Here is a 16,014-nt window from a genome sequence, read left to right on the forward strand (position 1 = left end):
TTGCCGTTGAATCTGAGTACGGCCTCCCTGGTTTGTCAGAACTGGAACTGGAAGGGTGCCTTTCAGCCAAAAGCTGAAGGGCGTCAGCGTATGCACGATATTGGTCAGATCGGTAAGGAAATTTCTTTCACCAATGATGGTGAGATGGGTCCTATCGATACCAGTAGTAACACCTTTGATAATGCAGCGTTTGCACAAATGATGCAAGCGGCGGTAGAGCCTACACCGTTAATTTCTATTGACGTTGAAGAGGGTGGTCCGCTGACTTGGTTGCAAGCTGTATTGATTCGTGCTGCTAATGCCGCTACTGATCCTGAAGCTGCCAGAGAAGCCACCGAGAGCATCATTGCCGCTGCTGATAATCTGACTAATGGTCGCTACAGTAGTATTGCAGGACAAAATAACCAAATTGTATATGTTGACGTCCAGCGTATACACAACGGTCGCTATCCTGCTGAAAATGGTACTGAGCGTTCTATTGCAGACGTTGATTATCTTGCGGTTCTGTCACGCAATACCGGTGGGGATAATACTATTATCCAGAAGTGGCATTGGTCTTTGTATGATCAGAATGCACCTGAAGGTGCTCGCTTGGTTGAGCGTGAAAATATCATTCGTGCTATCTGCCCTGATGCTGTGTTTACAGGTATGTCACGCCGTATCACCTTCAACACTCAGTTTGTGTATGACTTCTGTACTGCTCTGATGGGCGAAGGTATTCACATGGAAGTAGATACGCCACAGATTGATGTGCGAGCCAATAACCGTGCTGATGTTAACTATGCTAACTTCAGTATGGGCGGTGGTCAAAATCAGTTCTTTGGTAGTGGGCCTATGAGTAGTCCTTACATGAACCAGAGTGGTATGAATGCTGGACCACGCTTTTAATAAGCGTTAAACAGGGATAGAGGTGGTTTTACCACCTCTATTTTTTTCGCGGTTTTAAGATTAGGGAAAAATATGGATGCAAGGATAAAGTCGCAGTTACCACCTAGTATGGCGGCACAACAACTTATTGCTGCTGATTTATATTCCGAAAATGGTCTTATTCTTGATATTGTTGATTACGATGAAGCTTTTCGACAGTTACCACAAAAGCCCATTCTTTTGAATGACTTTAAAATTGGCGATGCCGATAGTCGTGCTCAGTTGGACTTACTATTACGCTCTAACTATGAGGGTGATATTATTACCAGTATCCCATCCTGTGCCTGTGGGCACATTCAGGGTGGTTATAACTTAGGCACTGTCTGTATTTCATGCAATACGGCGGTTGAGAAGACCACAGAGCGGGAAATAAGTTCTGCCCTATGGATACGTGTACCTGAAGGTGTGAAGGCGTTTATACACCCAAGGATGTGGGGATTTTTAACGTCAAAGTTTACTACCAGTGGCGGCTGTAATATTATTCGCTGGTTAGTAGACACCACTTATAATGACAATGAAGACAAGAGTAATGGTGTTAAACTACTTAAGAAAGCTGGGTTTCCAAGAGGCATTAATGCCTTTTATGAAAACTATACTAGTTTGATTGAGTTTTTGTTTGAACACCCACATCTGTTAAAGGGGACACCCAGTGTTGCTCAGCGACAGAGTCTTAAAAAATTTTTATTGGATAATAGAGATAAAGCCTTTTGTGAATTTCTCCCTATACCCAGTAAAACCTTTTTTGTTTCTGAATCAAGTCCAACGGCTAAGTATGTAGATAAGAATCTGCAATACTGCATGGATGCGGTAAACAGTATTACTTCTATCTCTGTCATGCTTAACCCTACTCCGAAAAAGCTTGAGCGTCGAGTAGTTAGTTGCATATTGAAACTGGCTGAGTTTTATGATTACCTGTATAAAACCATTGGTAAAAAACCAGGTTTAATTCGTAAACATATTGTTGGTTCTCGATTACATTTTACGTTTCGTGGGGTAATTACTTCTATCTCGGCACCACACAGGTACAATGAAATTCATTTGCCCTGGGGTATTGCCGTAGGTATTTTTGAAATGCACATAACCTCACTTATGCTTAAAGAAGGTTATACGCCTTTGGAAATTGAGCATAAATTGGTAGATTGTGCTGAGAAGTACGATGAGCAGATTTACGGTTACTTGATGAAGGTCATTAATAGCCATAAGTCTAACTCTGGTTACCCTATTCTGTTTAACCGTAACCCAACGCTGGCTAGATTATCTATCCAGCAGTTATATGTCACTCAGGTTAAGACAGACCCCCATGATCGTTCTATTGGCATGGGAGTGTTAATCTTGGCTGGTCCAAATGCTGATTTTGATGGTGACGAGTTAAATGGCATTCTTTGTTTGGATGAGGAATTTTACGAAGCGTGTAAAGCACTGGCCCCACATAACGGCATATTGGATATGACTAAACCGCGAACGGTATCACGTGTAGTTAATCTGCCAACGCCGGTTATTTCCAATATCGTTAACTGGTTGGAAGAAGAGCTTCCATCCTGAATTTAAGGAGAAAATTAAGCGGGTATAGGGAATAGACATCGCTCACTGGCCGGACTAATCCCGGCCTAATCAATTTACCTAAGAGGTATTAAAATGAGTGCATTGACGAAACGTGAGAGGGATTTACTTAAGGATGAGATTAAGGACGAAATAATGAAGGAAATCGATAACCACCCAAGGGTTGTCGAAGCGCATAATAAAATCTCCCATACAAACAGTGTAGTTGTAGAAACGCAAAATGTTGTTTATGGGTTGAAGTCTGAAGTTCAGCTACTTCGTCTTGAACTTGAAGAGATTGGTAAAGTTGCTGATAATAATAGTGAGAGACTTGGAAACGTTGAGGCTGACGTAGCTACACTTAAGGAAGGTCAGGTTAGGTTAGAATCTATAATGAGCGAAGTATTAACTATACTTAAAGCTAAGTAGTTTACGGGGTGGGATTTTCCCACCCTTGACCATCTTTATTTGGGATTTTCTAATGTCTGAAGTTAAAGATACTAAAGAAAAGTTAAAAGCAATTAATGTGGTAGAGCTATTTACACACAAAGGAGGAGTGGAGGTTAATAAAGAGGTTAAATTGATACACACTGTGGATAAGATAGTTGATTGCTTAAATAGGATATGTAGTCATATAGACGCCTTGTGTGATAAAACAGAAGCGTTAGAGGTATCTGTTAAAGATATCTATTCAACTATAGATAAATCTGGGATAATTAAGGTAAGCCAATCGGCTAACGAGCGATTGTATATCTTTAAGGAATCCTAACTTGGTAATAAGGAGTAATAAACTATGGCTAAGAAACATATAAGCGTGACAGGGTATCTTGGATTTAAATTACCTAAGTTGGTGAAAAAGAATTACCGTAGTTCTAAAATAACCACTAGGAAAAGGGGTAAGTCTACTAAATAGGTTGTACGACCATTAGCGAGGGATCGCTTTTTTTTTCCTTTATTTCCTTTATTTCCTTTATTCTCTGAACACAGGAAGTGTTATTAATGGAGAAAAGGATATGACTACAACCACATGGAGTGGAGTAGCATCACTTCTCAACGGGTTTAGGCCAGTAAAAACCAGACACGTTGGGAGTGGCGAAGTGAAGGAATACGAGAGTTTAATAAAATGTTCCGCAGCACATCAAACTAGTATCACACGTGTTTGTCAATGTGCAGCATTGCCTACGCTACATTTATTACTGGGTGACCACATAGTTACCTATGCTGATACTCGATTAGATGATGATTATCTATGGCCCACTTATCTTAAGGAGGATTTAGCCGGTACCATAATGGGTCAACCAATGCCCATAACCGTGCTGGATGTGTTAACTGGAGAGGAAACTAGTTATAATAGTATTTTAGATGCAGCGAGTGATTTAAAAGTAGCGGTTGCTGTTATTACTAAAAGTTTAAGACTTTATCAACAACCTTTGGTTTTTGACCTTATTATTAAGCGTCAGTCAAATCCAGATGGTTTTCGAGAGTTACGTGAGTATGAAAGTGAGGATGTTATACCCAGACCCGCTAAAGATCCTGAGTTTGACCCGGATGAAGAAAACCCATGGTATTATTACGAGCTAGGCAATGTTCTGGAAACCGATAAGCCTACTGGTATATTACCTGAGCCAGATATGCCCGATTGTTTTGGATTGCCTCATTGGCAGGATGAAAATGGCGTTTGGTATGTGTATGACTTTGAAGCACTGGCATGGGTAGAATGTCCCAACGAACATATTGATCCAGAAGATATTGACCATATTTGCGCTGGCCAGCAACACTATTATTTAGCTGAAACAGATACCTGGTATGTCTGGAATACACAGTTGTATGCTTGGGTTGTTTGTGAACATGACCATGAAGATATGTTTACTCCAGACGATAATTTTACTATATGGAAACCCTGCACCCTTTATCCAATTACCACACACCACTGGTATGATAAAGATCGTGAGCGTTGGAAGTATTGGGATACTGATAGAAATCGCTGGCGGCGCTGTCCTGGTGAACATACTCATATGACTTTCCCCGATGGCGGTGATGGTCTTGAAGATATTAGTGGTTTATGGCATTTTATGGATAGAAGAAATAGAAACCTGTATGTCTATTTACCACAAATTTCATCTTGGGTGCCCTGCTCTGACAATCAGGCATGGGACCCAGATAGTGTACCACCAGTACACATACCCTTGCCTCAGGCAAGACCCAGGCCTGGAGATTAATTAAAAAAAGAAGAGGGTAGATACCCTCTTCTTTTTTTGTTCCTATTTTTCTTGAGAACTATATTATTATTTTGAGTCATCTAGTTAATCGTTATTTACTTGAGTACTATATAGGAAGAAGAACTATGGGTGATTATAATGGCTAGTATTGTACAAGGCAATATGGCGACAGCGCAGGGACTTTTATATGGGGATGCACAGCAGATTTCTCAGGACTGGCTTGACCACTTTAATACCGGTGCTATTCAGCAGATGTCTGCTGACTCTCGTCGGTTCTTTCAGGAACGCAAAGATGAGTTAGCAGCTTTTACTCACGGGGGCGGTGCGAGACTAGCAAAAGCTGCTGTTCGAAAATTACACGGTATCTGGGGTGCAGATGAATTCAGACCACTTAACACGATAGGTGAGTTGCAACACGCCCCCCAAGTAATGCGACCTTACCTTATGGCTGAACCTACTGTTCGAGCTATATGGCAAAAGGATATGTGTGATGGCTGGGGTGATGTCGCTGAGACCAGACGTAACTATTCAGGTGAGAACTTGGTCGAGTGGCGTCGGGTAATGAACGGGCATCTTGTTGCTGAGGGCGATACCGATTACTATGTTAACTACTATAACTCTGAGGACGAAGATCTATTGCCTGAAGAGGAATTAACTATAGATGATCAAGTATCTATTCGTGAAAGTTGGTACGCTATGGTTCGTTTTGTGGCAGCAGGTAAGGAAGATCCAACGTCGCCGTTTAATGATTTATTACCCAACTAGAGGTGACTATGTTACCAACTCTTTCAACCTTAGGGTGGGCAACCACCCTAAAGGATAGGGCGGATCGGTTATTAAGTTATTTCTTTCTAACCAATTATTCGCAATCGACGACATATCGAGGTAAGCTGGCTTCACTACCCTGGGTGGTCGCTAATTACACTAATGATCCAATTGAGCTTCGGATTAAAATTGAAGATATATTAATTCAACACATGTCGCCACATTTTGAAGACGTGGCGATCAGTGTTGCTGTTACGCTTGAAGACGAACGAGTCGATAATCGTAAAATGGATATTAAAATAGATGTTATCGTTATTGAGGATAATCAAAAACATAGTTTATCGCACCTGATACGCTCCAAGGATGCCAAGGTCAATGAAATTGTTGATTTAATAAATGAGGGAATAAAAGAATGAAATTATCCAATGAAGATGCGGCTATGATTAATGAGGCTAGCGCTATTATGGACGATATTCTTGCTATTAAGCAAGATGATAGACGGGTTATAACCCTGAACGTTTTTCTTGAGCGTTATTTGCCCGTACTTGCCAAAGGTAATAACGAGCAAAGCGTAGATATAAGTAGATGGCTTAAAGTAAGTGGTTCTGCTTATCATGAAGTTGATGTTATTAATCCCGATGGTAGCGTAGCTTTTGTTGTTCCTCCATTGTTTAAACGTGTGCCGACAAGACTGGTTAAAGAATCTGAATTTACCACTTCAACTATTGTACAAAAAGCAACTAATCGTAATGAAATTCACCCAGGATCAGGTGATCGTTTGCTCTTTGAGTGTATGTCTGAAGCTATCCCACTTAATGGTGCGGATATTGAAAACATCAAGCGATGGAACCATATCTTAAAAAAATATGGGTATGAGACTATTGCTTTGACTTCACAGGTAAGTGATCGTCAGCAGGATAATGAAGGTGAGGTGGTTTTCAATGGGTACGAAGAACTCTAAGAATTTAACCATCTTGGAATTATCCGACGTTCATTTGGGACATAGTAGAACCCCCACGTTTGCTATCATTGAAAACCTAAGAGCTGTTCTTAATGAAGATCGCTTGGCCACAGTAGATATGGTGGTCATAGCTGGGGACTTCTACGATAAACTACTTTATTACCCAGCGCCAGATGTGGCGCTGATTGAACGTTGGATAATTGATTTTTTAAGAATTTGCGCTCGCCTTTCTGTTAAAGTTCGTGTTTTGGAGGGTACGCCAAAACACGATAGAAAGCAAAATCTTTCCTTTGTTACTCTTAATGAAGCCTATGGTTTTGGTGTTGATTTAAAATATCACGATGTCCTAACTATCGAGTATATGGAGACCTACGATCAACACTGGTTATACATACCCGATGAGTGGCGATCCAATTGCGATGATACTTGGGTGGAAGTTAAACGTTTATTGTCCGAGCATGGTTTAGTAAAAGTAGACTTTGCTGTTATGCATGGAATGTTTGAATACCAACTGCCAGCGCATCTTAATTTAGATACACATAAAAGCGACAGGTATCTTGATATAGTAAAGTTTTTTGTTTTTATTGGCCATGTACACCAGGCTTCTCACTATAAACGTATTTTGGCGGCAGGATCATTTGATAGAATTTGTCAGGGTGATGAAATAGAAAAAGGTTGCTGGCAAATATCTGTTGATTTACGTGGCGTTAATCACGGGATAAGTTGGGTTAAAAACCCTAACCCCTGGACTTATATAACGTTTGACTTTAGTGGTGTGGAGATAGAAGATGCCTTTAAGCAATTAAAAACAATGCAAAATCAACGCACCGGTTCTTATATTCGAATTGTTGCCGAGTTAGGTCACCCGATCTTCGATAATATTAAACTGTTGCAGGAACAGTATACGGGTTTGATTTTTCACACGGATATTAAAAAGGATAAGAAATACAATACAGCTAAAGCTAAATTATTTGAAAAAACTGTTTTTTCAGAGATACGATCTGATAATATTGTTGAACTTCTATCTAAGCGTATTGATCAAGGTACAGGTGATGTGGTGGTTAAAAACAGGGCGATGGAGATTTTAAGTGAACTAAAAGGCTAAAACTATGTTATTGCAGCGAGAGGTTGGAAATCTTCCGATATCAGTGGGAACTTCAATGGCGTTGGAGACTATTGGTACGGAAGAGTTTAACAGGTTGAAGGTGAAGGAGGCGTGGTTTAATGTAAGAACTTTATTTAGAAATCTTTATAGTGCTATTGAAAATAAAGATCGTGAGGTAACTTCAGATCAGCTAGTAGCTGATTTGCATGAGGAAATTCTTTTCATTAAAGATTTTGTTTCACGCATAACGTACAATCAGGTCAACCCACAGTTTTACTTTTGCTATGGTAAGACTTTGTTTGACCGGTTTCCTTTAGCTAAAGTGAAGATACCTAGAACAGAGCTGCAAATTAAGCACGATGTGTTGGATAACGAAACCTTCAAAGGTTTAGTTGAGCTTGAGGTGGGTGATGAGATACTGTTGTTTGAACACCCTATCGCAGGCAATTCTCAGGCCGTGGTGATGGTTACACATCAACCCATTGATTTGTTGCTTAATAAACGTTTTCAAACCATTACTCTGTTAGAAAGTCATACGGGTCGTTTAAAATCCAAAGCTTTTTGGAATACTAAATTATCAGGCGGTACACACACTGACTGGCTACCTTTTAATTATTTAACGCTTCAAGTGTGTGGCGATAGATCAACGTTTAACAGTATGTCGCGAAATGTAAAAGCCGATTTATTTAAATTGGCTAAAACCCGTGGCTGGCACTCACTAACCACAAATGCAAAAGTAAGAGCGGATCTAAAAACAATCGCTAATCAGAATGTAAAAACCCTGTTTTTAGATCTCTTTAACTCCGGCTAAAGTATGTAAAAATCTATATATTTTAGCTTATTATAGGAAGAAATTCAAAGGCAAAATTATGAGCAACAATTATCAAAATAGAAATACTAATCAAAAGAAGAAGACACTTCTTGATGACAACAAGTTAAAGTTGTATGCACCTAAACTGGATGGGGGTACCGGCTCACCCTCGTTCTCAGTCAGTAAATTCGATAATAATATTCATTTTGTCGTTTATACCAATTTACCTAATGATAAAGAACGTGGTAAAATAGACGCCAGGTTTGACATGATCCAAACCATGGGTGTGCTTACAAAATTTAATGAACTGATTCGCAGTGAAAAGCCAGGTACTGTGGTGCTTAAGTATCTTGATCATACCTTTTTCAACCGTAAACGTTCTGATGAGGTTAGACACCTTAGTAGTCTTATTTTTGAAAAAGAAGATAGTGGTAAAATATATGTGGCTATTACTGCGCGGGATAGACCACAGATTAAATTCTACTTTGCCACTAATAAACACGCTGCTTTAGCTAAACGCGATAGAACGGAGTTTACTGAAGCTGAAGATTCTCAATTTCAAGCCTCAGGCTGGTGTGCTCTGATGAAAAGGTTAATACCCTCAATATTGGTGGATGACTTTACCATGACCGGACAAGACCATTATAAAGCCAGAAAAGAAAAGCGTGAACAAAGCGGTGGTCAATACAATAATAATAGCCAATCGCAATCATCGTCTGGTGGTGAAGAGTTTAATGACGTTATACCCTATTAATTAAGAATAGGTTCTTAATGTATACCCCTAGTGCAGGGGTATACGCCCGAGGTACTTTTAAACCTATATTACCATAGTGTGTACATATTAAATTATTACTTTAAAGTAATCGGGCAGTTATTGGGTTTTGTTAATGTGCTAAAATGTGAGGTGATAGATGGTCGATCCAAAAAAAGTATCAAATGAAGTTACTGAAAAGACTGAAAAATATCCAAACGATGTCCCTGTAAAAATTGGTGTTGTTAATGGTAAATTAGCAATGATACCCATTAAAGATCCATGGGCTAGCTTTAATAAAAATAGCCAATAATCAGATGTAAGTTATTTTACTAAATAATTGTTCAAATGTGTTGCCTTACTTAAGTAAGGCAACACAATGGGGTTTTTTATGGAATTAATGTTAGATAATTATTTCAGAATTGTCCATGGCGGTGAGACACTGCTATTTGAAGTGGGTACTTATAAACAGATAAAGTCAATGGAGACTGAGGGATTTATTTCAATTAATAGATACCTGTCTACGTTACCCATTAAGTCTCAAAACCTTATCTTTGAGCAATACGTAAAAGCTTTTGAGAATATTGATAATGTTGATCTTTTAGAGTATAACATGGATGACTATATCGGTCGAATAACCCAATGTGTCACTCGGTTATATCAACTGATTAATTTTGATCATCTCAGGAACTGGTGTGTCTTTGAGGGTAACTTCCAATACCCGGATGATCTACAGGAAGTTTGTACGGACGCTAGTCGTCGACATACCACCTATCTTCGCAGCGACTACACTGGATTGTTGTGGTTAGCAACCTTGTTAAGATTAGCTCTCCCTATTTGGGGTGGTTTCAATAACACTATTCGCAGGCATGTCCATAATAAGCGAAAAGAGCAGTTTGCTATCTTTTTAATTAAAGATACCCCTATTGAGACAACACCCGAGTATGAGAAGCTGTATACGCTTATTAAAGGACACACTGAAACAGCATTGGCTGCACCGGGTTCTGTATTAGCGGGATTGGCCACCGTTGAGATACCAGAATGGATAATGTCTCAAATAGTAGTTAGAAAATTACCCACGGTTGATACACTATCTAAATCTAGTGTTATTGGTCAGATATACCAAACTATTCGTAATACTACTAAGGAGGCTAAGCAGGGGGGTTCATTTGAAGGCGGTAATGTTAGGCTTAGAGTTGAACCTGATGAAAGAAATACCGGTGAGGATGATAACCCCTCAACACTGGAAGTTCTGCGCGCGAAGCAGAAAATTGCCGACAAAACTTTGGTCATTATAGAGAAGTATTGCTCTAGTGTATCAGACATATGTCGCTCTATGGACAGCTCATTTCCTGTTGAAAAATATAAAAACGCATATCAAATAGACCTTCAAGAGAAGCTAAGTCGTTTAACTATAAGACCGTTTCACTTGAAAATTTGTGGTTTGATGATTGGCAATATTTTTCCAGCAAATGCGTTGTTTATGGTTGAGGATAAAGCCACTTTAATACGCACCATTATTGCAGCTCAAGCTGTACTCAAACACTGGGGATTCATTGATCTGGCGCACGTACTAACAGCCCGCTATGGGATACCAGAGCACGATGTGTTAGGATCTATGGGTCATGGTCAGTTGGACACAGAAACACTTGAATTATTAAACACTATCTACCCACATTGGCAATCAACGGGTAAAACGGATCGACGCGGTCGTAACGACAATGTTGGTATTCGGTTTGCTAATGAGTTAGCACACGAGCTTTATGGTTTCGACTGGAGATATTCATCACCAGCGTACATCTATGCTCCAGATAAACCGACCAACAGTCGGGTCATGACGTTGCCTCGTGATTTAAGAAAACAAATTCTTAAATTAGTTATTAAAACTCAGTTGTAGCCTAAATTACAGGGGAATAAAATAAATGATTTATGCAGAATCAGCTATTTTCATGGAAACAGGTCAGTATCACGACCACTACACTCGCCCATTAAGCAGTAATGTTAGTAATGAATCAATTAATGCATTAAGTACCATTACCAACAATGGTACTAATGTCGATGCATTAGCACTGGCTGGTCAAAACATTGTTCAGCCCGTAGCACAGGCCATTGGTAATGTTAATATTGTCAATGGCTGGTCAACAAAAAGATTCTCTTTTGTTATTGAGGTGGTGGTGGAAGAGCATCTGCATACCACACGTCAAGTCATTACTGGCTTTACTGATCATGGTGATATTTCTTTTGCGGGATCAGTTGATCCTAATATGAAAATGTATATTAATAATGTACTTACCTTGGAAGTCACCAAGCAGGTTGGTATAAACGGTAGTCGTGATGTAGTTAATGTGCGGAATAATTATCAGGTGTTAAACGATGGTTGCGCGCATAATGCCACTAATTACTCCCCCGATACAGTAACGTCTTACCCATCGATTAATTCGAAGACGTATTCCCTTAGGCCCTCGGATGTATTTGATAAAATGGGCGCTGTACACGAGGCTGGTGAGTATGGTACCGTGGTGTATGACACACGCTCAGACTTCTCAAACGGTATACATTTGTCAAATCGTGCTAATAATTCACCAGCACATTATACCTCTAAGATCCTTAGCGGATATAACAGTGCTCTTAACCAGGTGGATTATGGTGATCTCACTGGCAATACAAGCGATTGGGCATCTAACTATGTCCGCGACAGTATAGCTCAGGAAGACCCCTTCCTTAAGTACTTAGCCAGTTCCACTAACTTTCAAGTTAATGCTTGGTTAACTTACGGTGAAATGTGCAGTGTTGTTGGTAATCTTGATACTGTGGCTAACTTCATGTTAATGTCACCTTCACCATATACCAGCCCGGTGGATATGACCAACAAAGAGGGTGAGTATTGGAGTGATTCGACAATGGAAACAGTAATGGCAAATACTTTGGTTGCTGCTGTACCAGCTGTTATGTCGGATACTTTGATTCAAAATATAGCCTTTACGATCGATACAACCGGCATTGGCGATGAACCAATTTTTACTATTCCAGATTCTGGATTTGTAAAATCGTTGGTCAAGAATGTCAATCTTGAAAATTTTATCACTCTGTTTGCCGATAGAATGAAAAGTATCGTTATTAGAGATGTGTGTCAAGGCAATCGTATCCCCCTAAGATTACACATGTACGTTGATATTTTTAGTGAAACTAAGATATTTTTATCGGTTAATGGTAATCCTGAAGTGATGTATGTGTACCCTACCTTTTGTGATTCAGTGGTTTCATCAATGGTGGTTAAAGATGAGCAGCGGCTGACAAATATAGCGCATGATCTTGAAAACCTTACCGTTAATGTTTGTAATACTGATACCAATGCCCGTGGGTTTTAACCTGCGGCAAACACTAAACGAGGAATAATTTAATGGCAACAACTCTACTTAGCCTATACGACCACGTTCTAACCATGGCTGGTTTAGAGGTATATGAAGATGATCTTATTGGCGTGATACCACTGGATAATAAAAAAACTGTAGTGTGTATCGATAAAAAATCCTTGGTAATGCCTACACGTGAGGTGTTAAAGAAAGAACCCACTTACTGGGAAAAGCACATTGCTTTTCACCCACTATCAGAAAACATCTTTCGCCAGATACCGGTCGTTCACAACAAACTGATGCAAATGCTGAAAGTGGCAGTGAATGTAAAGATCAGCGCCTTGGCTGAGGATTTGGTATGTATTGCTCTTGAGAAATCTAAACATGGTAAATTCAATCCAGTACAAGGTGAATTGTTGGAGGCAATTCCAGATGTCGATAAAAAGTCTCTGTCTTTCTTACAGAGAGTATTTAGCGCATCCATGAAAAGTAAGGATTGTTCATTGGTTTCGGCTTACATTAAACGCTTTGGTCGATACAAAGGTAAGCGAACATCCCGTGTTGCTAGCTTTGACTTCCCTCTTTTGGGTCAGATAGATCTGAAAAAGGGTACTGTAATGGGTATCCGAGGCCGCCAAAAGGATGCCAAAATGGTAAATAATATTATCAATTATATCTTGCCTAACAATGATATAATTGATACTTATCGTTTTGGTTCCAATGATGAAATTGCCTGTACATTTCATGCGTTAATAATGGGTTTTTCCCAAATCTTTAAACAGATTAATCATGTTGTTAGTACTTTTAAAGATTACCTTGAAGATAGTAATTACTTGACCACCGATCTTTCATGGTTGGGTATGATGGATGATTTGACCAAGTATGATGGCTTAATTCCACCTCTGGATGGTAATATCGGTGTAGGTAGTGGGGTGATGGAGGATGAGGGTAAGCATGTCGATGTTGCCCCAAAAACTGGTATTACGGAGGAATCTTCTAGACCTAAAAGTGGCATGAGAGAGTTTCCGACCAGTAAACCTGTTGACCAAAGATCCAATCAACCTCTGAACTGGGACGATGTAAATCGTCGTCGTCATGAGCAGATTGCTGATAATGTTAATTCGGGACATCAACGCGGTATGGATTACCGTGACGCTTCCCCATTTGACATCGCTATGCAAAACCGCTCAATGGCTGGTATGCCTGGATATATGGGCGGTACGGCACAACAACCCGGTTGGGCACCCCAACCACAATATCAACCACAATATCAACCTCAGTCTCAGTATCAACCTCAGTATCAAGGTGGTTGGACACCCCAACCACAATATCAAGGAGGATATCAAGGTGGTTGGGCACCCCAACCACAATACGCACACAGTAGTGGACCAATGTTCCGCTAACTGTGATAAGGCAGAGTCTTTACCTAGGTAAAGACTCTGCCATTATTTTTTTGTGTTAAAGCTGTCTATTTGTCGTTTTAAAGGTTTTTACTAGCCTGTCTAATAAAGCTGTATCGGGTATCAGTAATTGCACTGTATCTCTTGTAAAATCCTCAGGTTGTTTCATTCGATTGATTCTCATAACGTACCAAAATAAATGCCTTCTATTATCGATTTGAGCCATTAGGCCATAAAAATCACCTTCATATTTAAAAGCATCTTTAGGTAGTATATCAATGGTGGTAGTATCGGGGTGAGTGATTAGCCAGTTAAGGTGGTCCTCAACCATGTCTCTGAATTCGGGTTGGTAGTATATATTTGGACCGTCTTGGTGCATTTGTTGTGTAATGGGTGATGACATAAAATAATTCCTACAAGTCTTTAAACATATATTATTAGTTTGATGGAAAACTTAAAGGTGCTAAAATGAGTAAAAAAGAAAATTATGTTGGTAAAGTCAATCCACACGCCAAGACTACCAATGAGCTGCATGAGGAGATGGTGGGTCTTGGAGCTAATCTAAATCCATTTTTATCTGAGACCTCAGCTTCACGTTCATCAATGAATAACAAGTTTTATGGTCAGTGCCCACCGATTGAAGGTGCTACAAAAAGGAGAATATTCACGGGCGCTGAGTATGAATATGCAAAGTATGTTTTCTCAGTTACCATGGAGGTTGATGCCGAGATCATTGCTGTTATTCCCAAATATGGCCAGACCTTGGGACAGGTAACTATTGAGAATAACCCACAGATTATCATAATTTATCAGGACATGAGCGATGATCGCAGTACCATTCAACGACCTGTTGGTGTACTTGAGATTAACACTTACGTTACTAATCACAAGATGTTTGGTGCTATACTTGAGGATATGAACGCTCTAAAGGGTAAGTATATTAAAGCGGGTACTATATTGTATCAAGTGCCCTCTGTTGATTCAGATGGTTCTTTCAATTACGGTATGGAAACCAATGTTGCTTTTATGACACTTCCAGGGGTTACTGAAGACGGCTTTATTGTTTCTGAAACCTTTGCAGAAAAAGCATCACCTACTGTAATAGGTAGACGTACGATCAGTTTTGGCAATAATCAGTATCCGTTGAATATGTACGGTGATGATAAACAATATAAGATTTTCCCCGATATTGGTGATCATATACGTGAGGATGGGTTACTGTTCGCTACCCGCGATTACTCAGATTTTGATGTAGCTTATATGTCGGCTAAAGCCTTGCGTAATTATTCAAGAGATTTTGATACCGGTGTGTTTGCACCACCAGGTGCTGAGATACTGGATATTACGATCTTAAAAGACCCTAAAGTGCGCAGCACTAAGTTACCAGTGGGTATGGCTAATCAGGCTGATCAATACTTTATCCGTCACCGTAACTTTTATGTTCAAGCGCTTGAGCAATATCGGGCTTTATATAAGAGTCATGGTAAGGGTTTGATATTAACTGAAGAGTGTACCCGATTCTTTTACGAGTGTTTACAAGCTGTTCCTGATCACCCTTTGGTAGATAAGATTACCAATGATCGTACAGGCAGTATCAACCATACCTATCGTAATTATCCATTGGATGAATATCGCATTGAGATTGTTTATGGGTATAAGACTAAAGTTAAGCCTGGTTTTAAAGCCAGCACGTGTCATGGTGGTTAATATGGTTTAAATAAAACCATATCGTTGAAAGGTAGATTAAGCAAGGAGGTGTTATGTTTAAAAATATACCTGGAAACGATACTCTTAAAATTTCATTAAACGCATGATTGATAATCCAAGCCCCACTGATCGTTGGTTTATTAATGAAATTGATAAGAGTAATAGCCCGCTACCTCAGTAATGAGATAGTGAATCTCCTCTAATTGCTGGAAACACCTGTTAGACTCACTTACCAAAACGGATACCGAAAGGTAATACGGCAACGGTTTAAAGAAAGTGTGTTAAGGTCAATCAGCAGCCAAGCTTCTAAGGATTGTCGAGAGACAAGCTAGGAAGAAGGTTCAACGACTAACGTTTTACCAACGTGTAGACTGCAAGCGCAGTCGAAATGGGGAGTCTCCTACCGCTTGGCGGGGAGAAAGATATAGTCTGGTCTGCATGGAGACATGCAGCAGTTCATAAGAGAACGGCTGACA

General features: G+C 39.8%; 17 protein-coding genes. 16 read left to right on the forward strand and 1 reads right to left on the reverse strand.

Going from position 1 to position 16,014, the window contains the following annotated elements:
• From KDK19_RS00680 to KDK19_RS00750, 15 genes are all read left to right on the forward strand, one after another.
• The coding region (locus KDK19_RS00680; RefSeq protein ID WP_257291123.1) for a hypothetical protein at positions 1-888 on the forward strand (888 nt) is incomplete at its 5' end.
• 72 nt (positions 889-960) lie between these two features.
• Positions 961-2,469 carry a hypothetical protein gene (locus KDK19_RS00685; RefSeq protein ID WP_257291124.1) on the forward strand — a complete coding sequence of 503 codons (1,509 nt, stop codon included), beginning with the start codon at positions 961-963 and terminating at the stop codon, positions 2,467-2,469.
• Between the two features lie 93 nt (positions 2,470-2,562).
• Positions 2,563-2,895 (forward strand): hypothetical protein, encoded by a 333-nt coding sequence (locus KDK19_RS00690; protein WP_257291125.1) that lies wholly within the window; start codon positions 2,563-2,565, stop codon positions 2,893-2,895.
• A 52-nt stretch (positions 2,896-2,947) separates the two neighbouring features.
• Positions 2,948-3,235 (forward strand): hypothetical protein, encoded by a 288-nt coding sequence (locus KDK19_RS00695; protein ID WP_257291126.1) that lies wholly within the window; start codon positions 2,948-2,950, stop codon positions 3,233-3,235.
• 244 nt (positions 3,236-3,479) lie between these two features.
• The gene (locus KDK19_RS00700) at positions 3,480-4,685 is read left to right on the forward strand and encodes a hypothetical protein (RefSeq protein ID WP_257291127.1); all 1,206 of its coding nucleotides are present in this window, start codon (positions 3,480-3,482) and stop codon (positions 4,683-4,685) included.
• 138 nt (positions 4,686-4,823) lie between these two features.
• A complete protein-coding gene (locus KDK19_RS00705; protein ID WP_257291128.1) occupies positions 4,824-5,450 on the forward strand; it encodes a hypothetical protein in 627 nt (208 codons plus the stop codon).
• Positions 5,451-5,458: 8 nt separating this feature from the next.
• Positions 5,459-5,866: a hypothetical protein gene (locus tag KDK19_RS00710; RefSeq protein ID WP_257291129.1), complete on the forward strand. Its 408-nt coding sequence runs from the start codon at positions 5,459-5,461 to the stop codon at positions 5,864-5,866.
• Positions 5,863-6,411 (forward strand): hypothetical protein, encoded by a 549-nt coding sequence (locus KDK19_RS00715; protein WP_257291130.1) that lies wholly within the window; start codon positions 5,863-5,865, stop codon positions 6,409-6,411. Before KDK19_RS00710 ends, KDK19_RS00715 begins: the two co-directional genes overlap by 4 nt.
• Entirely contained in the window at positions 6,392-7,516 is a 1,125-nt protein-coding gene (locus KDK19_RS00720; RefSeq protein WP_257291131.1) for a hypothetical protein, read from the forward strand. Before KDK19_RS00715 ends, KDK19_RS00720 begins: the two co-directional genes overlap by 20 nt.
• A 55-nt stretch (positions 7,517-7,571) precedes the next feature.
• Complete coding sequence (locus KDK19_RS00725; protein WP_257291132.1) at positions 7,572-8,327, forward strand: hypothetical protein; 756 nt, start codon at positions 7,572-7,574, stop codon at positions 8,325-8,327.
• Between the two features lie 58 nt (positions 8,328-8,385).
• On the forward strand, positions 8,386-9,081 hold the full coding sequence (locus KDK19_RS00730) for a hypothetical protein (protein ID WP_257291133.1): 696 nt from the start codon (positions 8,386-8,388) through the stop codon (positions 9,079-9,081).
• A 157-nt stretch (positions 9,082-9,238) separates the two neighbouring features.
• Positions 9,239-9,391 carry a hypothetical protein gene (locus KDK19_RS00735; protein WP_257291134.1) on the forward strand — a complete coding sequence of 51 codons (153 nt, stop codon included), beginning with the start codon at positions 9,239-9,241 and terminating at the stop codon, positions 9,389-9,391.
• 78 nt (positions 9,392-9,469) lie between these two features.
• Positions 9,470-10,975: a hypothetical protein gene (locus KDK19_RS00740; protein WP_257291135.1), complete on the forward strand. Its 1,506-nt coding sequence runs from the start codon at positions 9,470-9,472 to the stop codon at positions 10,973-10,975.
• A 25-nt stretch (positions 10,976-11,000) separates the two neighbouring features.
• Positions 11,001-12,446 carry a hypothetical protein gene (locus KDK19_RS00745; protein WP_257291136.1) on the forward strand — a complete coding sequence of 482 codons (1,446 nt, stop codon included), beginning with the start codon at positions 11,001-11,003 and terminating at the stop codon, positions 12,444-12,446.
• 32 nt (positions 12,447-12,478) lie between these two features.
• Positions 12,479-13,834: a hypothetical protein gene (locus KDK19_RS00750; protein WP_257291137.1), complete on the forward strand. Its 1,356-nt coding sequence runs from the start codon at positions 12,479-12,481 to the stop codon at positions 13,832-13,834.
• Between the two features lie 55 nt (positions 13,835-13,889).
• Here the strand turns inward: KDK19_RS00750 and KDK19_RS00755 are convergent, their stop codons facing one another.
• Positions 13,890-14,234 (reverse strand): hypothetical protein, encoded by a 345-nt coding sequence (locus KDK19_RS00755; protein WP_257291138.1) that lies wholly within the window; start codon positions 14,232-14,234, stop codon positions 13,890-13,892.
• A gap of 65 nt (positions 14,235-14,299) precedes the next feature.
• On the opposite strand from KDK19_RS00755, the gene KDK19_RS00760 reads away from it, so the two are divergent.
• A complete protein-coding gene (locus tag KDK19_RS00760; protein ID WP_257291139.1) occupies positions 14,300-15,538 on the forward strand; it encodes a hypothetical protein in 1,239 nt (412 codons plus the stop codon).
• Positions 15,539-16,014 lie beyond the last annotated feature (476 nt).

This window comes from Endozoicomonas sp. ONNA1 (genome assembly GCF_024606325.1).
GTDB lineage: Bacteria > Pseudomonadota > Gammaproteobacteria > Pseudomonadales > Endozoicomonadaceae > Endozoicomonas_A.